Source organism: Arsukibacterium perlucidum DSM 18276, assembly GCF_000382165.1.
In the GTDB taxonomy this organism is placed as follows: Bacteria; Pseudomonadota; Gammaproteobacteria; order Enterobacterales; family Alteromonadaceae; genus Alishewanella; species Alishewanella perlucidum.
The window spans coordinates 97,798-122,485 of the sequence record NZ_KB907707.1 but is presented as its reverse complement, the minus strand read 5'-3'; the positions used below and the strand labels follow the sequence as shown (position 1 = coordinate 122,485).

The following is a 24,688-nucleotide window of genomic DNA, read 5'->3' as shown; positions in this document are numbered from 1 at the left end:
TGATGGCGGACCATGACAGCAACGCTAAGGCATACTGGCAGGCGAACCTTCGCTTGATCATTATCAGCCTGGCGATATGGGCTTTAGTGTCCTACGGCTTTGGCATTTTGCTGCGGCCAATGTTAGCAGGCATTCCAGTCGGGGGCACAGACCTCGGTTTCTGGTTTGCGCAACAGGGTTCTATCTTAACCTTTATCGCGTTGATCTTCTTCTATGCCTGGAGAATGAACAAGCTCGATAAGGAATTCGGCGTGGACGAGGAGTAAGCAGGATGAGTCAATTTGCAATAAACCTGATATTTGTCGGCGGCTCCTTCGCCCTCTATATCGCAATCGCAATCTGGGCCCGGGCTGGCAGCACTAAAGAATTTTACGTGGCTGGTGGCGGGGTAAACCCGGTAGTGAATGGTATGGCCACGGCCGCAGACTGGATGTCAGCGGCGTCATTTATTTCAATGGCCGGCTTAATTGCCGCTGGTGGCTATGCTAATTCTACTTTCTTAATGGGCTGGACCGGTGGTTATGTATTACTGGCGATGTTACTGGCTCCCTACCTGCGTAAGTTCGGCAAGTTTACTGTGCCTGACTTTATCGGCGACCGCTTTTACAGTACCGGCGCCCGCCTGGTTGCAGTAGCTTGTCTGATTATTGCCTCTGTGACCTATGTTATAGGCCAGATGACTGGTGCCGGTGTGGCCTTCTCACGTTTCCTGGAAGTGAGTAGTGACATGGGCCTGATTATTGCTGCGGTAATTGTGTTCCTGTACGCCGTTATGGGTGGCATGAAAGGGATTACTTATACTCAGGTAGCACAGTATGTGGTTCTGATTATTGCCTATACCATTCCTGCAGTATTTATTTCACTGCAGCTAACCGGTAACTTCTTGCCACCATTGGGTTTATTCGCTGAACATACCGAATCTGGCATGCCGTTACTTGCAAAACTTGATGAAGTTGTGCGTGAACTGGGCTTCCGTGACTACACTGCTGATGTAGACAACAAACTCAACATGGTCTTGTTTACTCTGTCATTGATGATCGGTACTGCCGGTTTACCACACGTTATTATTCGTTTTTTCACCGTACCTAAAGTAGCTGATGCCCGCTGGTCTGCTGGTTGGGCCCTGGTGTTTATTGCCCTGCTGTATTTAACTGCACCTGCTGTTGCTTCAATGGCTCGTTTAAACCTGATGAATACTATTTATCCGGCAGGTCCAACGGCTGATGCAATCCAATATGCTGAACGGCCAGACTGGATGAAAACCTGGGAAACTACTGGTTTAATTAAGTTTGATGATAAAAACGGTGATGGTCGGATCCAGGTATACAACGACACCCCTGCTTTCGCTGCTACGGCTGCTGAGCGTGGCTGGAACGGCAACGAGTTGACGGTAAATAACGATATCCTGGTACTGGCTAACCCTGAAATTGCGAACTTACCAGGCTGGGTTATTGGTTTAATTGCTGCCGGTGGTTTAGCTGCAGCGTTATCTACTGCTGCAGGTCTGTTGCTGGCAATCTCCTCAGCCATCAGCCATGACTTAATTAAAGGTTCGTTAAAACCGGATATCAGCGAGAAAGGTGAGTTAATGGCTGCCCGTATTTCGATGGGGGTCGCCATTGTGGTTGCTACCTGGCTCGGTATGAACCCACCCGGCTTCGCCGCCCAGACAGTTGCCCTGGCCTTTGGTATTGCCGCGGCGTCTATCTTCCCGGCGTTGATGATGGGTATCTTCTCGAAACGGGTTAACAATGTAGGTGCCATCGCAGGTATGCTGGCAGGTTTAATCTCTACCTGTGTGTATATCTTCCTGTACCTGGGTTGGTTCTTTATCCCGGGCACCGCTACCTTTGCTAACACGCCGGACAACTGGCTGTTTGGTGGCACAGGTTATGGTATTTCACCGCTATCGTTTGGTGCGGTAGGTGCAATGATTAACTTTGCTGTAGCCTTTACCGTCTCAGCCCTGACAGCGCCACCACCAGCTCGAATTCAGGAACTGGTAGAAAGCGTTCGCTTCCCACGCGGTGCAGGTCAGGCCGTAGACCACTAAGCTAACACTACGTTATAGTGTCAGCATAACAATGTTGAAGTAGTAGCGGGCTTTCAATTGAAAGCCCGCCTTTTTAAAGCAAGATTCTAAGCAGGACTACCCTATGTTATGGGAATTAATCGCGACAATTTTTGCCGGTTTGGGTGCAGCAGGTATAGCGCTGGCCATCCGTTTTATCAGCAGAAAAAAAGCGCCACGCTGGCTCATTCCCGCTTTTGCTGGTCTGGGTATGCTAAGTTTTCAGATACAAAGTGAATACAGCTGGTTTCAACACCAGGCAGGATTGCTACCAGAAGGCGTAGTGGTGGTTCGAACTGTAGAACAACAAGCAATTTGGCGGCCCTGGAGCTATGTTTATCCGCAAACATTACGCTTTATTGCGGCCGACATTGCCAATGCCGCACCAAACCAACGTAACAATGCAGTCTGGCTGGTAGATTTATATTTTTTTGAACGCCGGCTGTCAGCCAAACGGGTGCCACAAGTCGTACATTGTCAGCAACAAGCCCGCGCTGATTTTACTGATCAGTTACAAATTCCGGCACCAGGTGAAACCGTCAACGCGGCCTGGCATAAACTAGATAAAAACGACCCGTTATTGTTGGCGTTGTGTCAACGCCAGACAGTGTAAATTATCACTTAAAATACGCTGAGGTTATATGGAAGTCGCTGAGGTTACGACCTTTTTAGCTGGTACCACTCCTTTTGATCAGCTAGATTCTGCCCAGCTGGCCAACCTGGCCGGCAACATCAGTGTTTACTACTGCCAGAATGGTGAAACAGTGCAACTTAGCGCTGAGCGGTTAATGATCGTCCGTACGGGCATTTTTGCGCTATACAGCGACCAGCAAACCTTATTAACTAAATTGGAACAAGGCGATTTTTATGGTTATCAATTATTACTAACCGGCCTGACTGATAATGACAATCTGGTTTGTGAAGAAGACGGCCTGGTTTACTGGCTAAGCGCCGATGCATTTCATCAGATACGTTATCAGTATAAAAACATTGATATATTCTTTCAGCGTTTATTCAGCCGGCGCCTGCACCAATACAAAGCTCAGCAAGGTAACTCCCGCTTCACCCTGAAAATAAGTGATGTGGTACAAGCCCGCAAAATTGCAATAAATGGTGAGCAGACCGTACAGCAAGCAGCCAGTTTAATGACCGAAAAACGGGTGTCGTCGCTGCTGGTAGAACAGGAAGAACGCCTGGTTGGGATTATTACCGACCGCGACCTGCGCAGCCGGGTGTTAGCGGCAAATTTACCGGCTCAAACTCAGGTGCAACAGGTAATGACGGCTAAACCGCATACCATTGATAAACATGCCTACCTGTTTGAAGCCGTGCAACTGATGAGCCGGCATAATGTGCACCACTTACCGGTAATGGATAAGCAACAAAGCTATTCAATGATTACCGCCACCGATATTATTCGTTCACAACAAGACCACCCGGTTTATCTGATTGGTGAAATTCACCGCCAGACCAGTGTTGACGGCCTGGAGCATTGCGCCAGCCAGGTAAGCAGTCTGGCACTTACTCTGGGTAAGCAGCAGGTACCGGCGCACGAAGCCGGGCATATTATTACCACTATTACCGATGCCCTGACCCAACGGCTGATTACGTTAGCTCAACTTGAACTGGGCCCGCCTCCCTGTGTGTTCAGCTGGCTGGCATTTGGCTCGCAAGGCAGGATGGACCAAAGCTTAAATGCTGATCAGGACAACGCTTTATTACTTGAAAAAGAGCCGGTTGGTGCAGTAGCAGATTACTTTGCCGCGCTGGCCGACTTTGTATGCCAGGGCTTAGCCCGCTGTGGCATTATTCTGTGCCCGGGCAACATTATGGCCTCCAACAGTGCGCTGCGTTTAAGCTTAAAAGGCTGGTCCGGACAATTCGGCAAATGGGTTAGCAGCCCTACCCCTGAAGCCTTGCTTAAATCCAGTATCTTCTTCGATTTGCGGGTGATAGAAGGCAGTAAAGGCCTGTTTAACGCGCTGCAACAGGATATTCTGGCTAAAACCCAAGATAACGCGTTGTTTTTATACCACCTGGCGCAAACTGCATTGCAACGCACTGCACCGTTAAGCTTTTTGCGAAATTTTATTCTGGAACATGACGGCAAGCAGAAAAAAGGTTTGGATTTAAAAAAACGCGGGATTAGCCTGATCACCGACATTGTCAGGGTGTATGCGCTGTCAGCCGGGATCAGCGAGATTAATACCCGGCAGCGTTTGGTGCAACTTGCCGCCAGCGGGGTGATGGACAGCAAGGACACCCAGAATTTATCTGACGCCTTTGATGTGCTGGCCCAACTGCGCTGGGACAAGCATCAGCATGATCTGATTCAGGGTCATGACGTCAGTAACTTGCTCGACCCTAATGTGTTATCCGGTTTACAGCGGCATCAGCTGAAAGACAGCCTGACGGTAATTAATGATGCCCAGTCCTCGTTAAAGCATCGTTTCTGCAGGGACTTGTAACCATGCTGGGCTGGCTATCCAATAAAACCACCCCGCTCAGCCATATCGTGCAAACCTTTAATCAGCATGCTCTGCCGCCGGGGTCAGTGCTTGCCAGAGACTGCCCGTTTCTGGTTATTGATTTAGAACTGACCGGCTTAAATGCTAAACAGGACCATATTGTCAGCCTGGGTTGGGTGCCTGTCCGTCAATATGAAATTGTATTAAGTGAAGCCCGACATTATCTGGTTCATAGCCCGGTAAGTGTTGGCCAGAGTGCGATATTCCATGGTTTACATGATAAGGATTTTGATGAAGCACTGGATCTTGCTGAAGTATTAACGGAACTGATGCAACGCTATGCCGGTTATATTTTTGTTGCCCACCACTGCCAGCTCGATTGTCGCTTTTTAGAAGTCGCCAGCCAGCGCATTTTCGGTAAGGCGGCAAAATTCAGCTTTATAGACACCCTGAATATCGAACTTTACCGGCTGCAAAAACAGGGGATTGTGATGAAAAAAGATGCGCTACGCCTGCCCCAATGTTTAAGCCGGCATAAACTGCCGCAAAGCAGTCAGCACCATGCACTGGCTGATGCGTACAGCTGCGCCCTGCTGTTGTTAAGTCAGCTGAAACACAGCCACGCTGAGATTACTCTGGCCGACTTACAGCTGCAAAGCCGCTAGCCAGCCATGCTTTTTTAAACAGCTGCTGGTTTTTATACAGTTACATCCAGGCCTTATTGCTCCGTTGTAACGCCGTTAAGCCTTGCTCCAGCAGTGCTCTGCCGTCAGTCTCGGTAATAAAAGGAACTGCCAGGGCCCCTGATGCCATTACCAGTTTCACCGAGCACAAACCTGAGCGACGCATTAGCCAACTTTGTTTAAATTGCACCTGCTGCAGCTTGTATTTGGCAAAGCAGTAATAATCAACGCCAAAATAGCCACGGCGCAGATAATAGTAGGTATCGTCCTGGGCATAACCGTAGCGGTACCAACGCATTACAATAAGCAGTGCCCACAGCGACAGCGGGATCAGGCTCAGCAGCGCTAATACAGGTTGTTGTTGCAACCAGAACAGCAGCTGGCTAATCAGGGCGGCCGGCAACCAGTACAATAATACATAGCGCCACAGGAAACGCCGGCTGATCCTGCTAAAAGATATGCTGCTTAGTTGATTATCCGGATAGGCATCAGTTAACAGAATACTGGCTTCAGCCGGGGTAACCGACGGCACCATAATCTTCTGCTCAGTAGCAAATTGTTGCTGCTGGCCATTAATTTGCTCAAAACTCAGATTAACTCTGCCCAGCAACATATCCAGCCAATCGCGTTTCAGAGCAACCCACTGCAAGCGTGATAATTTCATACTCACTTCATGCCGGGTCAGTAAACCACTGCGCCGGATATAATTATCTTGCTTCTTATGCAGGGTGTAACCATAAAAAGATAATACCGACCCTAATACCGAAAACAGGGTGAACAGCAACATAATGAACATGGTTAGCGACAAAGCATACAAACCGATAAGCAACCAGGATTGCTGGCCAGGGTCAAACATTGCCGGTAAATCAATGCCCGCTTTGAGCAATACTCCAAGGATTTTATCGGCAAGCTGATTATAAAAAGGTGCCGCCAGGCCTAAAAACAACCAGATCCGGTTATTACTGATGCCATGAATAACTAAATCAACCAGGCTGCGCTGGTTCAATAGCTGCTCTGTGGCACCAGGCTTGGCTAGCGCTGCCTGCTCCATAGTCTGGTTGTCAGTTTCAGTTGTTGTAACTTGCCGAGAATCAAGAATATGCTGTTTTAACGATTCAGCAAAAGGCCGGCTTAAGGCCACTAATCTGGCTTCCTGATGCACCGAGCCGGCAGTGTCCAGTTGTAAACAAACATAATCGGCCGGACGATAAAAAATCGGCTGCTCAAGCTTGATATTCTGGATCCGGTTAAAAGGAAGGTTCAGATATTTTTTGCTGATAACACCAGAGCGGATCTCAACCGTGCCGGCTGATAACCGATATTGGAAATAGTAAAACTTCAAGATGGCAGCAACAACAATTAACAGCAGCAGCGAACTAACTATGCCAATAGCCAGGCCAGGATTATCTTTAATCCGGTTAAACAGCAAAATTAAAGGCGGGATCAGGTAGATGAACTGGCCAACAAAAAACCGCAACACCGCCACGGCAAAATATAAAATGGCAATCGGCGATACCCGCTGCCATTGCGCCTGGGCAGCAGTCTGGCTCAGCTCTGGAACAGTGCTGGCTGAACGCTCACTGTTGTTCATCTTGCAATGCATCCTTGTGCTGCAATACAAACTGGCGGATTTGCTGCGCCTGGGTCAGATGCAGCCCCGGGATTTCAAAAGTATGCAAAGCACCGCCGGCACTGAACAATTGCAAACGGGCCAGAGCGGCTTTTCGCTCCAGCGGCCCCTGCTTTAATTCAATATGCTGCACCCGCACCACTGGCTGAGTAATCATTTTTCTGAAAAAAATGCCTGAGCTGTAACTGATGTCGTGCTCACGCAAGGCAAAGTGTTTATGTTTGTCGGCATGCCAGCAGTATAAAGCCCTAAGCCCACCCAGTATTGGCAGCAGCCACAGCGCATGTTTTACCACCTGCAGCATATTGGCAGGTAACTCCCACCAGGGCTGCAGCCACTGCAGCAGTAATATCAGCCACAGCACGCTGAAGACAACCGCATTTACCCCCTGGCGCAATAGCCGGTAACGTCTGGCCAGCGGCTCAAGTTGCAACGCCACCAGTGGCGTTAATTGCTCGCTGCTTAACTGGGTATTGCTAAAGTCGCCTGCGATGCTCATCGGCTTATTCCTGCGACTCTGTATCTGCACCAGGCCGGTATTTCAGTTGCAAGCCTTTGATAAAGTTACGTAACACCTGATCCTGACAAGCCCGGAAATGCTTATGATCAGCCCGGCGGAAAAACGCACTTAACTCCGGCTTACTCAGCCGGAAATCGGCTAATGTCATCACCGCCAGGATATCGTCATCTTTAAAATCGAGGGCAATTTTCAGCTTCCGGAAAATGATATTATTGTTCAGCCGCTGCTCGGGTTCTGGCTGCGGGCCGTCTTTGCGTCCCCGCTTATGCACAATAAGCCCATTTAAAAAGCGGGCAAGATCAACGTCTGCCATGGCACCGAACTCACTATCATCGTCTTTACTCAGCCAGCTGATCATTTGCTCGCGGCTGGGAGTCTGGCCGCCAAGCGCCATAATATCGCTCATGTTGCTGTTATTATATTCAAAGGCATACCGCAAGCGGCGTAACACGTCATTATTGGTCACAGTGCAATCCTGTTATAGGCTTTAAAACAACAAAAGGCGCAGAACGCGCCCTTTGCTTTCGTTAACCTAGGTTATCGTCAACGCACGAAATTACTTCGCGCGGCTACGGTATTCGTCAGTACGGGTGTCGATTTCAATCTTATCACCGATATCAACGAACGCCGGCACCATTAATTCAAAGCCGGTATCCAGTTTCGCTGGCTTCATTACTTTACCGGTGGTATCACCTTTGGCGGCTGGTTCGGTGTAAACCACTTCACGCACCACTACGGTTGGCAAGTCTACAGAGATAGCCCGCTCGTTGTAGAATACTACTGAGCATTCCATACCGTCGGTCAGGTATTTTAAGGCTTCAGTCATGTTCTCAGCTTCAATTTCGTACTGGTTGTACTCAGAATCCATAAACACGTACATAGGATCAGAGAAGTAAGAGTATGTTACTTCTTTGGTATCCAGTAATACCTGTTCAAATTTATCATCGGCGCGGTATACCGTTTCCATGCCCTGGGCATTGAGCAGGTTTTTCATTTTCATTTTAACGACAGCAGAGTTACGACCTGATTTGTTAAACTCGGCCTTTAAAATTACCATCGGTTCAGTGCCAACCATAATTACCTGGCCAGCGCGCAGTTCTTGGGCTGTTTTCATCATTATTGAAATATCTTCATTGTTGGGAAAAATTGGGCGTTATTATAAATTTTTTTTCAGCAAAGTGCACGAGGTTGCTGGCAAGATCTCCATTTGCCAGTAATTGCTGGCGCCAGAGCCGGTTGTATTCGGCAATTTGCGGCAATAACGGATACAACAGCTGCCAGCAACCGCTTAATTCCTGCTCAGTATTCCAGGCCAGATAAAACTGTTGCACAGCACTGGCCAGCGCCGCAGACATGTTATGACAATAGCGATCCAGAAAGGCCTGCAGCTTCACCAGATGGGCATTTTCCTGTTGGCGGTATATTTGCCAGATAAAAGGCCGGCCAGCCCAGTGCGCCCTGATAATGGAGTCCTCGCCTCTGACAAAATTCAAATCACAGCCCGCTAGCAGCAAGTCATAATCTGGCTGTGCCAGAAACGGCATAACCTTTAAGCAAAGATTGTCCAGTTGCACTGTTTCCCCGCTCAGTAACTGTGGATATTGCTTACTGAGCCCGGTTGCCAGTTCGCCGTGCGGGATAACACAGAGCACTTTGGCCGGACGTTGCTGCCATTGCTGCAGCAAACTACTGAACTGACTATGGCTATAGCCAAACATTGAAATTTTAAGCTGAAAATCATCAGCTCTGATCCCAAGTTGCTGCCAGAACGCCAGCTGGGCCGCCTTATCGGCTGTAAAGGCGGCCAGTTGTTGCTGTAAATCCCGCTCAAATAACAACCCACCGGTTTTGTTACTAAAACCCGGGAAAAAGAAATACTTATTCAGGGCAAGCTGGCCCTGGGGTGAGCTGAGTGCATGACAGCCCTCAACCCACTGCTCTGCCGAAAGATATTCCAGATTTAACCACAAAGGTGCGGGCTGTTGCTGAGCCATCTGCGCTAAATAGCCGGCCGGAATAGTGCAGGCCAGAGCCTCAATAACTACCGCAGCCGGTGCTAATTGCTGCCAGTTAAGCTGGGGGCCGGGTTCGGAGGGCCAATGCCATACCTCGACTCCTGACATCGTTTGCCGGGGAAGCTGTGGCGATATCTGCGGACAAATTCGCTGAAAACTATGCAAATCGTCAACCAGCAATTGCACCCTGATGCCATGTTCAGCCACTAATTGGCGGCTTAAGCGCCAGCAAATGCCGATATCACCGAAATTATCCACTACCGAGCAGAATATTCGCCATATCCCCCGGTTATCAGGTTGGTTTAGTTGGTGTAATAGTTGTTGCAATTGACTGCCTGTGTTCAGGTTAAAATAGTAACGGCACTATTATACCGAGCGCGATACGCAGAAACAGCCATAAAATAACCATAAACAACAGCGTTACCAGCCAGGCGAGACAATAGCGGAAAAAATAGCGCAGCCGGTATTGCAGCCGGCTCCAGAAATCCTTAGTTGAGACAGCAGCTGGTGGCTGGTCAAATAACAGCGTCAGTAACAGCATATTCAGCAAAAAAGCAAAGCTGACCAATGCGGTCAGCTGCCAGCGCTGGCTAACCTCGACAGGTGCCAGCAATAATAAATAACCCAGCCAGCCCAGACTGGCTATTGCCATAACCAGCCATAACCATTGCAATGGCCGTAGCTTGTTGGCTAAAACATAGTAAAATGTCAGCATTATTTAGTTTCCTGTTGCCTTAATGCCTGTGGATACAACGGCAAGATACCCGACTCTCCGGCCATATCACCCACCAACCAGATTTGCTGAAACGGATGAGATTTTGGCATATATAATTTATCGCTATGAAACTGCATATCGTAGCGGGTCCAAAGTGGGTTAGCGTTGCGGATAACCAGCCAGACATTGTCACTCTGATAATGCTTCTGTGCTTTACTACTGATAATCCGGTTTAGTGCGGTGAGCAGCCGGTGCTCAGGTGGCGTGCGAAGCAGGGCCATCAGCTCGCGATGGGTTTCGGCACTGATCGCTCTGCCCAGAATATGCATAGCTTCAACTTCACTGCCATATAAATGAGCGATTTCCAGGTCAAGTTTGGTGTTTTCGTAATAACAGGATACGTCTGGTCGTGCCGGCTCATTGTGCCAGATATGACGCATTTTAATCCCAAAACGCTGCTGATACAGGCGCATAAAAATACGCGCAGCCTCGTGTTCCAGCTTGATTTTTTCTTCTGCACCCTTCATAGCCGTTACCTTAACAGGCTTAACTTACCGCTGTGAAGTAGTAACGCCAGATCTCAATAATTACCGGAACCACCGACAGTAGCAGAATAAATCCCATACAAATATTAAAAATACGCTGAAACAAGGGTTTAGTTAACACTTTACGTAAACCTGCCCCAAATACCAGCCAAACCCCGACACAGGGAAAAGCGACCAGTAAAAATGCCAGGGTAATCATAAATACCTGATACCAGTAAACACCGGTTACTGAAGTAAAAGCCGCCACAGCACCAGAGGCCATCACCCAGGCCTTACCATTAACCCATTGAAATAAGGCAGCTTGCATAAAACTAAAAGGCTTACTTTTGCCAGTAGCAATTGTTTCTGGCCTGGCACTGGCAATCCGCCAGGCCAGCCAGACTAAATAAACCGTTCCGGCAATTTTAATCAGCTGATGTAAATGAGGGTAACGGTCAAAGATCACCCCAAAACCTAACCCGACCAACAGCACCATTAACGGAAAACCGAGGCAAATGCCCAGCCAGTGCGGCACACTTTGCTTAATGCCGTAATTCACCCCGGATGACATAATCATCACGTTATTGGGGCCCGGAGTTATTGTTGTTGAAAATGCAAAAAACAACACCCCTAAAAATAATTCCATATCTGGCCTCAGCAAAGCTAAAAATAATTTAGCTGAATGATATCAGAGTCATGGTTTGATAAACCGAATTAATCCTGGAAAATTATCCGGTAGCCGCTCAGCAGCCCACAATGTAAATTTTTTGCAATTAGCCGCCATTTTTTGCAAATTACTTTTTACTTAAATAACATATTGATTTGCTTTAATTTAATTAATGGCTAGACTGGTGTCGATAACAAAGGAGAACGTTATGAATAAAATCATTGGTTTAGCATTAATTGTTGTGGGTACGGTACTTCTTTATTTTGGCTACAACGCGTATAACTCTGCAGCGTCGGAAGTAACAGAGTTAGTGACAGGTAGCCCGACGGACAATGCCGTCTGGTATCTGGTTGGTGGTGGCCTGGCCGCTATTATCGGCATTGGCATGCTACTGAAAAAATAACCAACTTTACTAAATCTGTAAAAAAACAAAGGCCACTTAAGTGGCCTTTGTTTTAGCTGCAAGCTTGCAAAGCTTACTCTTCAGACTTACCCCAGCTATCCCGCAAGCCGACAGTACGGTTAAACACCAGCTTGGCAGTGGCAGAGTCACGGTCAGCACAGTAGTACCCTTCCCGCTCAAACTGATAAGCTTGCTCAACTTTTGCAGTGGCCAGCGACGGCTCGGCAAATCCCTGTTTAATCACTAATGATTCGGGGTTAATAACTGTTAAAAAGTCATCCGCTGCCGCCGGATTTGCCTCGCTGAACAGCCGGTCATATACCCGGAACTCAGCCGGTACAGCATGGCCGGCTTCTACCCAGTGAATAACGCCACGCACTTTACGGCCGTCTGCCGGGTTCTCGCCCAGCGTTTCCGGCAGATAACTACATTTAAGTTCGGTAATATTGCCGTCGCTATCTTTCAGCACTTCGTCAGCATGGATAACATAAGCGTTGCGTAACCGCACATCGCTATTCAGTACCAGACGCTTGTATTTTTTATTGGCCTCTTCCCGAAAATCAGCGCGGTCAATATAAACAACCGGACCAAATGGTAACTTGCGGCTGCCCATACTGTCGTCTTTCGGGTGATTAGGCGAATCAAGCCACTCTATGCCATCAGCCGGATAATTGGTAATAGTCACCTTCAGCGGATCTATAACCGCCATTGCCCTTGGCGCAGCAGCGTCTAAATCTTCCCGGATACAGGCTTCTAACGCGCTCATTTCAATCACGTTATCCTGCTTGGTCACGCCAATACGTTTAGCAAACTCACGAATGGAAGCAGCGGTATAACCGCGACGGCGTAAGCCGGCAATCGTCGGCATCCGCGGATCGTCCCAGCCAGTTACCAGTTGTTTTTCAACCAGAGTTTGCAGTTTACGTTTACTCATTACCGCATATTCGAGATTTAAGCGGGAGAACTCAATCTGTTGCGGGTGGCAGTTAATACTGATGTTATCGAGGATCCAGTCGTATAACCGGCGGTTATCCTGAAACTCCAGAGTACAGAGCGAGTGAGTAATGCCTTCCAGTGCATCAGATATACAATGGGTAAAGTCGTACATTGGATAAATGCACCACTTGTCACCGGTTTGATGGTGATGGGCAAACTTCACCCGGTAAATAACCGGATCACGCATACAGATAAAGCTGGAGCTCATATCTATTTTGGCGCGCAGCGAGCATTCGCCCTCTTTAAAGCCACCCGCCCGCATCTTAGCAAATAACGCCAGATTTTCTGCCACTGAGGTATCACGGGTCGGACTGTTTTTCCCCGGCTGGGTTAAATTGCCGCGATACTCGCGCATTTGCTCAGCATTTAAAAAGCAGACATAAGCCAGCCCTTTGCTGATTAACTCAACCGCAAAATCATGCAGCGCATCAAAGTAATCTGATGAATAGCGAACCTCACCACTCCACTGAAAACCCAACCAATTCACATCCTGCTGAATGGAGTTAACAAAGTCGATGTTTTCTTTTTCAGGGTTGGTATCGTCAAACCGTAAATTACATTGCCCCTGATAATCTTCGGCAATGCCAAAGTTTAAGCAAATAGACTTAGCATGGCCAATATGTAAGAAACCATTGGGCTCGGGCGGAAAACGGGTTTGCACCACGTTATGTTTGCCACTGGCCAAATCGGCATCAATAATTTGCCGGATAAAATTGCTGGGGCGATGTTCAACGTCCGCCATAATATACAATGTCCTTGTTAAAACAGATAAAGAGAACCACAATGGCCGGCATTATAACACTGCTATTGGCAGTGGCTAATGGTAGAACGGAAAAAATAGCCGCGAGAACCAGAGAATCAACGTATTAGACCCAACATTTGGGAAACACCAAAAATATAATGTGTAATTTTTAATTAAATGCGACCAAATATAACGTTAAAAAACAAATAACTTGTTTTTTTATTTACATAAAATTAATTTTAGGTAATTATATATCTCATTCAAAAAAATGAGGTATTAAAATTGAAAATATGTAAACTATCAGCGGCGGCACTAATAACTTTATTCACTTACTCGTCACACACTTACGCAAATGCACCGAGCTTTGGTGGTGCTACAGGTGGTGGAGAGGAAGTAAATTGCCGAGAGGAAATAACCTCTGTTCCAATTTATGCTGGAACAGCAAGCTGCAGAGGTTACTATCTTAAAAAGACTTGCTCTCCAGGAACTCCAAGTGTAACTCTACTTGTAGAGCAACTGTATAAAAACTTAACCAAAGACTTCAGCAAATCCTATCAACCGAATGTGACAGTAACTGGTAGTATTACAATTCCTCAATCTGAACCTGAGTCATCAACGACTTGTAGTCCAGTGCGAAATGTTACAATACCTCTTCAATGCACAGCATCACTAGATTTCTCGCACAATGAAGATACGGTTACTAGAGTGTGTGACCGAAAACCGGTTGCGTCATTCTCTGTAGCCAGAGTTGTTGATCGAGTTGAAGGAAATATCACTTACTACAAAGCTAGTGAAGGATATGTGCAGTTTTCTCATTCAGATCCAGATGGTACAGTTGTATCAGCTCAGGCTAAAATCAACGGCCAACCGGCAAGCATCAATGGCTCAACACTATACGCTGATTTTTCTGGCCATGAAATTGAGTTGAAAGTCACCGATAATGATGGATACGTAACTACCATTTCATCAGTAGTTGTAATCGGGAATGCAGCTATATGCACTCGCAACGGTAGGCTAATGAAGTGCCCAACTTGGTGATTAAATTAGTAAGTTTAGTAATTGTTTTTATTACATTAGATTTTCTAGGGAAATAGTTAACCTAATGATTTGTTAGTCAAAGAATACGAACTAGCACTTACCCCCTGCGATAGATTCGTGGAGTAGTACTCAAAACCGGTGAACCAGCTTCATCGGTTTTTTCGTTCTATTGAGTACACATCTATTGCACCAACCCGGTTGCTGGACGTCTTCCATTAAACGTTGAAAACATCGCGAAAAATCTTAGTTAGTCATTGTCACTAGCTGTTGTTGGCTGTTATAAATATCTATCGTAAAAGCAATAAGTAAATTTACGGCCCAATAATAATAGTTATTCCAGGAGAACAATTAATGAAAGTATCCAAACTTTCTCCACTGGCCATAGCTATCAGCGGTTTACTGGCAAGCACACACCTATCGGGATAATCTGACAGGAATTGTTATGGATTTCCCCAAGCAGTTTCCTACGATGCAGAAACGTATCGTTGATTATGCTGTGCCTGGCCTTAGAGAGCTTTTAGGCTATAAATAGACTGAAGGACTAACCAAAAAAAACCGCCAGTTGGCGGTTTTTTTATTACTTACTGATTATTACCAACCAGTCAATTCTTTCAGAGCCTGGCCGATATCTGCCAGGCTTTTTACGGTTTTAACACCGGCATCTTCCAGCGCAGCAAACTTCTCATCAGCAGTACCTTTACCACCAGAGATGATAGCGCCAGCATGGCCCATCCGCTTACCGGCAGGTGCGGTAACACCAGCAATATAAGATACTACAGGCTTAGTTACGTGCTGTTTAATATAAGCAGCCGCTTCTTCTTCTGCAGAACCACCGATTTCACCAATCATCACGATAGCTTCGGTTTGCGGGTCTTCCTGGAATAACTTCAGGATATCGATAAAGTTTGAACCCGGGATCGGGTCGCCACCGATACCAACACAGGTAGACTGACCAAAACCGTAATCCGTAGTTTGTTTAACGGCTTCATAAGTCAGGGTGCCTGAACGTGACACTATGCCTACTTTACCTGGCTGGTGAATGTGACCCGGCATAATGCCAATTTTACATTCGCCTGGTGTAATAACACCCGGACAGTTAGGGCCAATTAAGGTAACGCCTAATTCGTCACATTTTACTTTAGCATCCAGCATATCCAGGGTAGGAATACCTTCAGTAATACATACGATTAACTGAATACCGCTGTTAGCCGCTTCCAGAATAGAGTCTTTACAAAACGCTGCTGGTACATAAATAACAGAAGCTGTAGCACCGGTAGCATCTACTGCTTCCTGTACCGTGTTAAATACCGGTAAACCCAGGTGAGTCTGACCACCTTTACCCGGCGTAACACCGCCAACCATTTTGGTACCGTAAGCGATGGCTTGTTCAGAGTGAAAAGTACCCTGGGCGCCAGTGAAACCCTGACAAATTACTTTGGTATCTTTATTAATTAATACGCTCATTACTTACCCCTTATGCCTTAGCCGCTGCTGCAACCACTTGCTTGGCAGCACTGGTTAAGTCTGTGTCAGCGATGATGTTTAAGCCGCTTTCAGACAGTACTTTCGCGCCCAGTTCTGCATTGTTACCTTGCAGACGAACAACGACAGGTACTTTAACGCCGACTTCTTTTACTGCGCCAATAACGCCTTCAGCAATCATATCGCAACGAACGATACCGCCGAAGATGTTAATAAATACGGCTTTAACAGCATCATCAGACAGGATAATTTTGAATGCTTCAACTACCCGCTCTTTGGTTGCGCCGCCGCCAACATCCAGGAAGTTAGCCGGTTGGCCACCATGCAATTTCACGATATCCATGGTACCCATGGCCAGGCCAGCACCGTTTACCATACAGCCAATGTCACCACCTAAGGCAACATAGTTCAGCTCCCACGAGGCAGCATGTGCTTCACGTGGATCTTCCTGCGATGGGTCCTGCATCTCTTTTAATTCAGGGTGACGATACAAGGCATTACCATCGATAACCAGCTTGGCATCTAAGCAGTGCAAGTCACCAGCCGGGGTAATAACCAGCGGGTTAACTTCTAACAACGCCAGATCTTTTTCCTGGAACAGTTTCGCTAAACCCATAAAGATTTTCACGAACTGGTTAATTTGCTTGCCTTCCAGGCCCAGTTTGAAAGCCAGGTCACGGCCCTGATACGGCTGTGCGCCTACCAGCGGGTCGATAGCGGCTTTCAGAATTTTTTCCGGGGTTTCGTGGGCAACGGTTTCAATTTCCACGCCACCTTCAGTAGAGGCCATAAACACGATACGACGTGAAGCGCGGTCAACTACCGCACCTAAATACAATTCCTGAGCAATATCAGTGCAAGGTTCAACCAGGATACGGCTAACCGGCTGACCTTTTTCGTCAGTCTGGTAAGTTACCAGGTTCTTGCCAAGCCATTTTTCTGCGAAAGCTTTGATGTCTTCTTTGCTTTTTACCAGCTTCACACCGCCCGCTTTACCGCGACCACCAGCGTGAACCTGAGCTTTGACAACAAACATATCGCCGCCGATTTTATCTGCAGCTGCTACCGCTTCTTCTACAGTAGCTGCGGCGATGCCTTTAGATACAGGCAAACCATATTGGGCAAACAATTGCTTACCCTGATACTCGTGCAAATTCATGGCTAATTTCCGTTCATTTGAATATGGAAGCTGCCCGTTATGGTGCAGCCTGATGTTTCGATCGGCGCATATTATAGTGCCAACCGGCGAAATACAAAATGCTGTTGCCCTAAAACAACAGCATTTTTGTGCACTTTTTCTGAATAATTAGATATCCAGTAAAATACGGGTTGGATCTTCCAGTAATTCTTTAATAGTTACCAGGAAGCCTACTGACTCTTTACCATCAATAATCCGGTGATCGTATGACAGTGCCAGATACATCATAGGCAAAATTTCCATTTTGCCGTCGACAACCATCACCCGGTCCTGAATTTTATGCATACCCAAAATAGCAGATTGCGGTGGATTGATAATTGGCGTAGACATTAACGAACCAAACACGCCGCCATTGGTAATAGTGAAATTACCGCCGGTCAAATCATCCATCGCCAGTTTGCCGTCACGGCCTTTCAAAGCCAGCTCTTTAATAGCTTTTTCAATTTCTGCCAGGTTCATTTTGTCACAATCACGCAGCACTGGTGTTACCAGACCACGCGGGGTAGACACGGCAATACTGACATCAAAGTAGTTGTGATAAACAATGTCGTCACCATCAATGGCGGCGTTAACTTCTGGGAAACGCTTCAGCGCTTCAGTTACTGCTTTTACATAGAACGACATAAAGCCTAAACGGATACCGTGACGCTTTTCAAACACGTCCTGGTATTGCTTACGCAAGTCCATAATCGGCTTCATGTTCACTTCGTTAAACGTGGTTAACATGGCGGTAGAGTTTTTCGCTTCCAACAATCGGTTAGCAATCGTTTTCCGCAGACGGGTCATCGGTACCCGTTTCTGGCTGCGGTCACCGCTAACGGCTGCTGGGGCTGACGTGCTGGCCGCAGCGCCTTTGTTACTTCCGGCGGCAACAAATTTTTCAACATCTTCTTTGGTTACCCGGCCATTTTTACCACTGCCTTTAATTTTGCTGGCGTCCAGACCTTTTTCTGAAATCATCCGGCGCACTGACGGGCTTAAGGCGTCGTCGTTGCTATCATCTGATTTGGCATCTGATTTAGCTTCTGCTTTGTCATCAGACTTAGCTGAAGCATCTGCTTTGGCATCGTCTTTTTTCGCAGCTGGTGCCGCGCCAGCTTCCATTTTGCCGATAACTTCTTCAGCCGTTACCGTTGCGCCAGTGTCATGAATGATCTCACCCATAACACCGTCAGCCTGAGCAACCACTTCAAGAACAACTTTGTCGGTTTCAATATCAACTAATACCTGATCGCGTGTTACGGCTTCGCCTGTTTTTACGTGCCAGGTGGCGATGGTTGCATCTGCAACAGATTCTGGAAGTACGGGTACTTTAATTTCCACTTTTTCACCTTTTACCGGTTAGTCTTATTTGGTTCAACCGGCCCGTGCTACGAGCCGGACAATTTCTTATTTAATGCTTAGCGCATCGTTAACTAAGGCTTGCTGCTGCTTGTTATGCACAGACAAATACCCTACTGCCGGCGACGATGACGCATCGCGGCCTGCGTATGTCAGATAGCCCGCTTTAGGGATCGCGGCCCGGAAATGATGCTGACTACAATACCAGGCACCCTGATTTTGCGGCTCTTCCTGACACCAGACAAAGTCAGTAACATGCTGATACTGGCTAAGCACTTCCAGCATTTCGTCATGTGGGAACGGATACAATTGTTCTACCCGGACAATAGCAACGTCGGTCTGTTCCCGCTTGCGCCGCTCTTCCAGCAATTCGTAGTACACCTTACCGCTACAGAAAACGACCCGCTTCACATCAGCTGGCTTAATATCATCAATTTCACCAATGACATTAAGGAACTTGCCAGAAGCCAGCTCTTCCAGAGTTGATGTTGCCAGAGGATGACGTAGCAAAGATTTAGGCGACATCACAATTAATGGCCGGCGCATCGGCCGCACCATTTGCCGGCGCAACATATTAAATACCTGCGCGGGGGTAGTTGGAATACATACCTGCATATTGTGATCTGCACATAACTGCAGGAAACGCTCCAGCCTGGCTGATGAGTGCTCCGGGCCCTGACCTTCATAGCCATGAGGTAATAACAATGTCAGACCACATAAGCGGCCCCACTTTTGTTCACCTGAACTTAAAAACTGGTCAATAACAACCTGTGCACCGTTGGCAAAGTCACCAAACTGCGCTTCCCAGATCACCAATGCACGGGGTTCAGCCGTTGCATAGCCATATTCGATTGCCAGCACCGCTTCTTCTGATAACGCCGAGTCAAAAATTTGAAACGGCCCCTGATCATCACTAATCGTGCTCAAGGGTGTATAGGTACTACCATCTTCCTGGTTATGCAAAACAGCATGCCGATGGAAGAAAGTACCCCGGCCAGAATCCTGACCAACAAAGCGGATCCGGTTACCCTCGGCAACCGTTGCTGCGTATGCCAGAATTTCCGCCATACCCCAGTCTATTTTTTTCTCGCCCTGCAGCATCAGCGCCCGGTCTTCATAAACCCGGTTAACCTGACGTTGCAACGTTACACTTTCAGGCACGCTAATCGCTTTTTCACCCAGGGCAACCAGCTTTTCTACCGCCAGGCTGGCATCATAAGTCGCATCCCAGTCATGGCCCAGAAAGGGTGTCCAGTCGACAGAAGGTTCAGTCATTGGCCGCCACTCATCAACTACGCAATCACCCTTATCCAGGGCGTCACGATAATCGCTAATCAAGGCTTTGACATCGTCTTCAGTACAAACGCCTTCACTTACTAACTTGCTGGCGTAGATTTCGCGTGGCGTCGGATGTTTTTTAATTTTCTGGTACATTAACGGCTGCGTTGCATTAGGCTCATCAGATTCGTTATGACCATTGCGACGGTAACAGAACAAGTCAATGACCACATCGCGTTTAAACGTATTACGATAATCAACCGCTAACTGTGCAACAAACACCACCGCTTCAGGATCATCACCATTAACGTGGAAAATAGGCGCCTGCACCATTTTAGCGATGTCAGTACAATAAGGTGTAGAGCGGGTGTCTTCCGGATTAGAGGTGGTAAAGCCAACCTGATTATTAATAACTACCCGAACAGTACCGCCAACCTTAAAGGCGCGGGTTTGGGAAATGTTAAAGGTTTCGGCAACCACACCCTGGCCAGCGAATGCAGAGTCACCGTGAATGGTAATCGGCAGCGCCAGTGAGCCATCAGTACAGCCACGACGATCTAAACGGGCGCGTACTGAACCAATCACTACCGGGTTAACAATTTCCAGATGCGATGGGTTAAACGCTAAGGCCAGATGAACATTGCCGCCTTTGGTCTCAAAATCAGATGAGAAACCCATATGGTATTTCACATCACCGGCACCGACGACTTCATACTTACCGGCAAATTCGTCAAATAATGTAGAAGGGTTTTTACCCAGTACATTAATCAGGGTATTCAGACGGCCGCGGTGCGCCATACCGATTACCGAATCTTTAGCACTCTGCTCGCCCGCCCGGTGAATCATCGCTTTAAGCATTGGGATCATGGCGTCACCGCCTTCCAGACCAAAACGCTTGGCCCCCGGGAATTTAGAGCCTAAATATTTTTCCAGACCATCTGCCGCCACCAGGCCTTTTAAAATCTGCAAGCGGGTTTCTTTATCAAATACTGCGCTTGATTGAGTCCCTTCAAGCCGTTGCTGGATCCAGCGTTTTTCGTCAGTTGAAACGATATGCATGTATTCAGCACCGATAGAACCACAATAGGTTTTTTCAAGTGCTTTATGCAAATCGCCCAATTTCATCGTTTCCTGACCACTGGCGAATGATCCAACATTGAACTCGGTATCGTAATCAGCTTCAGACAAGTCGTGATAAGACAATTCAAGATCGCGAACCCGAGGTTGCTTCCACAGGTTCAGTGGATCGAGGCTGGCTTGCTGATGACCACGAAAACGATAAGAATTGATAAGCTGCAGCACTTTAACCTGACGAGTGTCAGTTGCGCTGCCAGTATTAACAACCACCACCTCGCGGTGCTTGTTACGGGCTAAATCGGCAAACTGCTGACGAATATCAGCATGTCGTGTTTCAAGATCGACCCCATCGATTTTTGGCAAACCGGCGAAAAACTCTCGCCATTCGTCACCAACACTGGTGGGCTCTGCTAGGTAGGATTCATAGAGTTCATCCACATAGGCCATGTTACCACCGCCAAGATGTGAAGACTCTAACCACGCCTTCATTACACCTTCGTGCATTTAGTTTCCCTTATTTCTGAGCACCTGGAAAAAATTAGCAAAAAAACCGCCACTTCGCATGCGAAATGGCCGGTTTTTCAAATATTAACTAAAAAAGGGCGCCTTACAGCGCCCGGTTTAACAACATCGATTTTATCTGGCCAATAGCTTTAGTCGGATTTAACCCTTTTGGACAAACATTAACGCAGTTCATAATGCCATGACAGCGGAATACACTAAAAGCGTCGTCTAAATCATTTAAACGCTGTTCAGTTGCCGTATCACGGCTGTCAGCTAAAAAGCGGTATGCGTGTAATAAGCCGGCCGGGCCGATAAACTTATCCGGATTCCACCAGAACGACGGGCATGAAGTTGAACAACATGCACATAAAATACACTCGTATAAGCCATCAAGCTTAGCGCGCTCTTCCGGACTTTGCAAAAACTCACCCGCTGGCGGCAACTTATCATCGTTAATCAGATAAGGTTTAACTTTTTCATACTGGGTGTAAAACTGGCTCATATCAACGACTAAATCGCGGACTACCGGTAAGCCAGGTAACGGCCGTACAACTATTTTACCGCCTTTGCCTTTAGTAACCTGTGACAAAGGTGTTATACAAGCCAGACCGTTTTTACCATTCATATTCAAGCCGTCAGAACCGCAAACCCCTTCGCGGCAACTGCGACGAAATGACAAACTCGGATCCTGCTCTTTTAATTTAACCAACGCATCTAACACCATCATATCCCGACCTTCCGGGTTATCGAGGGTATATTCCTGCATCCGAGGCGCGGTATCAACTTCAGGGTTATAACGATAAATCGAAAATTGCAATGTTTTCATTTTAGTGTGCCTCTTAATACGTGCGCGCTTTGGGCGGAAAGGCTTCCCGGAACTTAGGTTCCAGATTTACTTTACGCTTAAACATTGACTCAGTATCCGGTGTATACACCACATGACACAGCCAATTCTCATCATCGCGATCCGGGAAATCGAAACGTGAATGCGCGCCCCGGCTTTCGGTCCGGAAGTTTGCAGATACCGCTGTTGAATAAGCTGTTTCCATCAGGTTATCCAGCTCTAAACACTCAATTCGCATAGTGTTAAAATCAGAGCTTTTATCATCTAAACGGGCAAACTTTAAGCGCTCGCGGATCTCTTTCAGCTCGGCCAGGCCCTCTGCCATCGCGTCACCTTCACGAAACACAGAGAAATTAAGCTGCATACACTTTTGCAGGTCTTTCTTAATTTGCACCGGATCTTCACCCTGACCGACTTTACTCTGCTCCCAACGCTGAGTGCGGGCTAAAGCGGCGTCTAAATCAGATTGTGAGGCCGGACGTGCTTCTGCTGTCGCTGCCAACGCCTCGCCCAGGTGCAAGCCGGTAGCCCGGCCAAATACCACTAAATCAAGCAGTGAATTACCACCCAGGCGGTTAGCACCATGAACTGACACACAGGCAATCTCACCACAGGCAAATAAACCGGCAACGATAGATTCAGAACCATCAGCTTTCGGGCTGATAACCTGACCATTCACGTTAGTTGGAATACCACCCATCATATAATGACAGGTTGGGATTACCGGAATAGGTTCTTTTACCGGGTCAACGTGGGCAAAAGTCCGGGATAATTCACAAACGCCAGGTAAGCGACTCTCTAAAACTTCTTCTCCCAGGTGGTCCAGTTTTAACTTAATATGGACACCCCATGGGCCCTCGCAACCCCGACCTTCACGGATTTCAGTCATCATGGAACGGGCGACTACGTCACGGCCAGCAAGGTCTTTAGCATTCGGTGCATAACGCTCCATAAAACGCTCACCGTCTTTATTAAGCAAATACCCGCCTTCACCACGGCAACCTTCAGTTACCAGAGTACCGGCACCAGCAATACCGGTTGGGTGGAACTGCCACATTTCCATATCCTGCAATGGCACACCAGCGCGCAATGCCATACCCACACCGTCACCGGTGTTAATGTGAGCGTTGGTGGTAGAAGCATAAATACGCCCTGCACCACCGGTAGCCAGCACGGTAGCTTTGGCTTTGAAATAGACTATTTCGCCGGTTTCGATATCAATTGCAGTACAACCAACGACAGCACCATCCTGATTTTTTACTAAATCAAGGGCATACCATTCCGAGAATACCTGCGTTTTATTTTTTACGTTTTGCTGATACAGCAAATGTAATAAAGCATGACCAGTACGGTCAGCCGCTGCAGCAGTCCGGGCAGCCTGCTCACCGCCAAAGTTTTTCGACTGACCACCAAATGGCCGCTGATATACCCGGCCATTTTCAAAACGTGAAAACGGTAAGCCCATATTTTCCAGTTCGGTAATCGCTTCCGGACCGGTTTTACACATGTATTCGATAGCGTCCTGGTCACCGATATAATCTGACCCTTTTACGGTGTCAAACATATGCCATTCCCAGTTATCTTCATGGGAGTTACCTAAAGCAACAGTGATACCACCCTGAGCAGATACCGTGTGTGAACGGGTTGGAAACACTTTAGATAATAATGCACAGGTTAAACCTGACTGAGTGATTTGCAGTGCGGCACGCATACCTGCGCCGCCGGCACCGATGACAATAGCATCAAACTCTCTTACTGGAATATTCACTTAAGCACCCCACAACACAAATAAGCCGACCGCGACATAACCAAAGGCCAGTGCGTAAAGGAAGAATTGTAAAACTGCACGTAACCGGGCTGATTTAACGTAATCAGTCAGTACCTGCCACAAGCCTATACGGGTGTGAACAGCAATAGAGATCAGCGCCAGCAGGGTGAACACTTTCATTGCCATATTAGCAAATAAGCCCTGCCACACTTCGAAAGTAACCTCTGGAGTGACTAAAAAGAAACCTAGGATAAACAAGGTATATAATGCCAATACGATGGCGCTGGCGCGCAATGAGACGTAATCCTGAACACCATCACGCTTTAAACTTGCCTGATTCAGAACCATAACCATACTCCCGCTAACACTGCTAATACAAGCCACAATACCATGATGATATTGGCACTTAAGGTACCTGATTTAAGCTCTTCCCAATGCCCCATATCCATCACCAGGTGCCTGACACCTGCTAATAAGTGATAAATAAGCACTGTGATTGTGCCCCAGGCGATAAACTTCGCAATATGCGAGGTCATCAGGGATTGCACATAGTCAAAGCTGGCCTGACTTTGCAATGAGTACGCCCATGCCCAGATAACGAACACAAGAGCGAAAAACATTGCTACACCAGTCACACGATGCAAAATCGACGCTTTGGCTGCAGCAGGTAGAGAGATCGTTGATAAATCTAGATTTACTGGTCTTTGCTTTTTCACAGTTTCTT

At 47.4% G+C, this 24,688-nt stretch carries 24 protein-coding genes; 7 read left to right on the top strand and 17 right to left on the bottom strand.

Translation table 11 applies throughout. From position 1 onward, the window contains the following. The first annotated feature begins 2 nt into the window (after positions 1-2). The 5 genes from H141_RS0107350 (at position 3) to H141_RS0107330 (ending at position 5,204) form a co-directional block, all read left to right on the top strand. A complete protein-coding gene (locus H141_RS0107350) occupies positions 3-266 on the top strand; it encodes a DUF4212 domain-containing protein (protein WP_019675608.1) in 264 nt (87 codons plus the stop codon). A 5-nt stretch (positions 267-271) separates the two neighbouring features. Further along, positions 272-2,053, top strand: coding sequence for a sodium:solute symporter family protein (locus tag H141_RS0107345; protein WP_019675607.1), 1,782 nt, complete (start codon positions 272-274; stop codon positions 2,051-2,053). Between the two features lie 103 nt (positions 2,054-2,156). Next, positions 2,157-2,684 carry a hypothetical protein gene (locus H141_RS0107340; RefSeq protein ID WP_019675606.1) on the top strand — a complete coding sequence of 176 codons (528 nt, stop codon included), beginning with the start codon at positions 2,157-2,159 and terminating at the stop codon, positions 2,682-2,684. Positions 2,685-2,712: 28 nt separating this feature from the next. Beyond that, positions 2,713-4,539, top strand: coding sequence for a DUF294 nucleotidyltransferase-like domain-containing protein (locus tag H141_RS0107335; RefSeq protein WP_019675605.1), 1,827 nt, complete (start codon positions 2,713-2,715; stop codon positions 4,537-4,539). A gap of 2 nt (positions 4,540-4,541) precedes the next feature. Then, positions 4,542-5,204 (top strand): exonuclease domain-containing protein, encoded by a 663-nt coding sequence (locus H141_RS0107330; protein WP_019675604.1) that lies wholly within the window; start codon positions 4,542-4,544, stop codon positions 5,202-5,204. A gap of 40 nt (positions 5,205-5,244) precedes the next feature. On the opposite strand, the gene H141_RS0107325 is transcribed toward H141_RS0107330, so the two are convergent. The 8 genes from H141_RS0107325 to H141_RS0107290 form a co-directional block, all read right to left on the bottom strand. Next, a complete protein-coding gene (locus H141_RS0107325) occupies positions 5,245-6,813 on the bottom strand; it encodes a PH domain-containing protein (RefSeq protein WP_019675603.1) in 1,569 nt (522 codons plus the stop codon). Further along, the gene (locus H141_RS0107320) at positions 6,800-7,351 is read right to left on the bottom strand and encodes a PH domain-containing protein (protein WP_019675602.1); all 552 of its coding nucleotides are present in this window, start codon (positions 7,349-7,351) and stop codon (positions 6,800-6,802) included. The genes H141_RS0107325 and H141_RS0107320 overlap by 14 nt, the downstream gene beginning before the upstream one ends. Before the next feature lie 4 nt (positions 7,352-7,355). Beyond that, positions 7,356-7,838: a YehS family protein gene (locus H141_RS0107315; protein ID WP_019675601.1), complete on the bottom strand. Its 483-nt coding sequence runs from the start codon at positions 7,836-7,838 to the stop codon at positions 7,356-7,358. 90 nt (positions 7,839-7,928) lie between these two features. Then, entirely contained in the window at positions 7,929-8,489 is a 561-nt protein-coding gene (gene efp, locus H141_RS0107310) for an elongation factor P (protein WP_019675600.1), read from the bottom strand. Positions 8,490-8,502: 13 nt separating this feature from the next. Further along, positions 8,503-9,714: an elongation factor P maturation arginine rhamnosyltransferase EarP gene (earP, locus tag H141_RS0107305; protein ID WP_033425418.1), complete on the bottom strand. Its 1,212-nt coding sequence runs from the start codon at positions 9,712-9,714 to the stop codon at positions 8,503-8,505. A gap of 19 nt (positions 9,715-9,733) precedes the next feature. After that, a complete protein-coding gene (locus tag H141_RS0107300) occupies positions 9,734-10,102 on the bottom strand; it encodes a hypothetical protein (RefSeq protein ID WP_019675598.1) in 369 nt (122 codons plus the stop codon). Continuing rightward, positions 10,102-10,629: a hypothetical protein gene (locus H141_RS0107295; protein WP_019675597.1), complete on the bottom strand. Its 528-nt coding sequence runs from the start codon at positions 10,627-10,629 to the stop codon at positions 10,102-10,104. The genes H141_RS0107300 and H141_RS0107295 overlap by 1 nt, the downstream gene beginning before the upstream one ends. Positions 10,630-10,648: 19 nt before the next feature. Next, the gene (locus H141_RS0107290; RefSeq protein WP_019675596.1) at positions 10,649-11,272 is read right to left on the bottom strand and encodes a LysE family translocator; all 624 of its coding nucleotides are present in this window, start codon (positions 11,270-11,272) and stop codon (positions 10,649-10,651) included. A 229-nt stretch (positions 11,273-11,501) separates the two neighbouring features. Here H141_RS0107290 and H141_RS0107285 point away from each other — a divergent pair, with 229 nt between their 5' ends. Beyond that, a complete protein-coding gene (locus H141_RS0107285; protein ID WP_019675595.1) occupies positions 11,502-11,696 on the top strand; it encodes a DUF3185 family protein in 195 nt (64 codons plus the stop codon). A gap of 73 nt (positions 11,697-11,769) precedes the next feature. On the opposite strand, the gene glnS is transcribed toward H141_RS0107285, so the two are convergent. Next, positions 11,770-13,434 (bottom strand): glutamine--tRNA ligase, encoded by a 1,665-nt coding sequence (glnS, locus tag H141_RS0107280; RefSeq protein ID WP_019675594.1) that lies wholly within the window; start codon positions 13,432-13,434, stop codon positions 11,770-11,772. A gap of 282 nt (positions 13,435-13,716) precedes the next feature. Between glnS and H141_RS21415 the strand changes: the two genes are divergently transcribed. Beyond that, positions 13,717-14,472, top strand: coding sequence for a hypothetical protein (locus H141_RS21415; RefSeq protein WP_157610802.1), 756 nt, complete (start codon positions 13,717-13,719; stop codon positions 14,470-14,472). A 591-nt stretch (positions 14,473-15,063) separates the two neighbouring features. Here H141_RS21415 and sucD read toward each other — a convergent pair. The 8 genes from sucD to sdhC all read right to left on the bottom strand — a co-directional run bounded on the left by sucD (position 15,064) and on the right by sdhC (position 24,680). Further along, positions 15,064-15,936: a succinate--CoA ligase subunit alpha gene (sucD, locus tag H141_RS0107265; RefSeq protein ID WP_019675591.1), complete on the bottom strand. Its 873-nt coding sequence runs from the start codon at positions 15,934-15,936 to the stop codon at positions 15,064-15,066. Positions 15,937-15,946: 10 nt separating this feature from the next. Continuing rightward, on the bottom strand, positions 15,947-17,113 hold the full coding sequence (gene sucC, locus H141_RS0107260) for an ADP-forming succinate--CoA ligase subunit beta (protein WP_019675590.1): 1,167 nt from the start codon (positions 17,111-17,113) through the stop codon (positions 15,947-15,949). Positions 17,114-17,260: 147 nt separating this feature from the next. After that, on the bottom strand, positions 17,261-18,475 hold the full coding sequence (gene odhB / locus H141_RS0107250; protein ID WP_019675588.1) for a 2-oxoglutarate dehydrogenase complex dihydrolipoyllysine-residue succinyltransferase: 1,215 nt from the start codon (positions 18,473-18,475) through the stop codon (positions 17,261-17,263). A gap of 66 nt (positions 18,476-18,541) precedes the next feature. Then, positions 18,542-21,352 carry a 2-oxoglutarate dehydrogenase E1 component gene (locus H141_RS0107245; RefSeq protein WP_019675587.1) on the bottom strand — a complete coding sequence of 937 codons (2,811 nt, stop codon included), beginning with the start codon at positions 21,350-21,352 and terminating at the stop codon, positions 18,542-18,544. A 103-nt stretch (positions 21,353-21,455) separates the two neighbouring features. Further along, complete coding sequence (locus tag H141_RS0107240; RefSeq protein ID WP_019675586.1) at positions 21,456-22,178, bottom strand: succinate dehydrogenase iron-sulfur subunit; 723 nt, start codon at positions 22,176-22,178, stop codon at positions 21,456-21,458. 13 nt (positions 22,179-22,191) lie between these two features. Then, on the bottom strand, positions 22,192-23,964 hold the full coding sequence (gene sdhA / locus H141_RS0107235; protein WP_019675585.1) for a succinate dehydrogenase flavoprotein subunit: 1,773 nt from the start codon (positions 23,962-23,964) through the stop codon (positions 22,192-22,194). Continuing rightward, positions 23,965-24,312 (bottom strand): succinate dehydrogenase, hydrophobic membrane anchor protein, encoded by a 348-nt coding sequence (gene sdhD, locus H141_RS0107230; RefSeq protein ID WP_026349296.1) that lies wholly within the window; start codon positions 24,310-24,312, stop codon positions 23,965-23,967. Next, positions 24,303-24,680 carry a succinate dehydrogenase, cytochrome b556 subunit gene (gene sdhC / locus H141_RS0107225; RefSeq protein ID WP_157610800.1) on the bottom strand — a complete coding sequence of 126 codons (378 nt, stop codon included), beginning with the start codon at positions 24,678-24,680 and terminating at the stop codon, positions 24,303-24,305. Before sdhC ends, sdhD begins: the two co-directional genes overlap by 10 nt. Positions 24,681-24,688 lie beyond the last annotated feature (8 nt).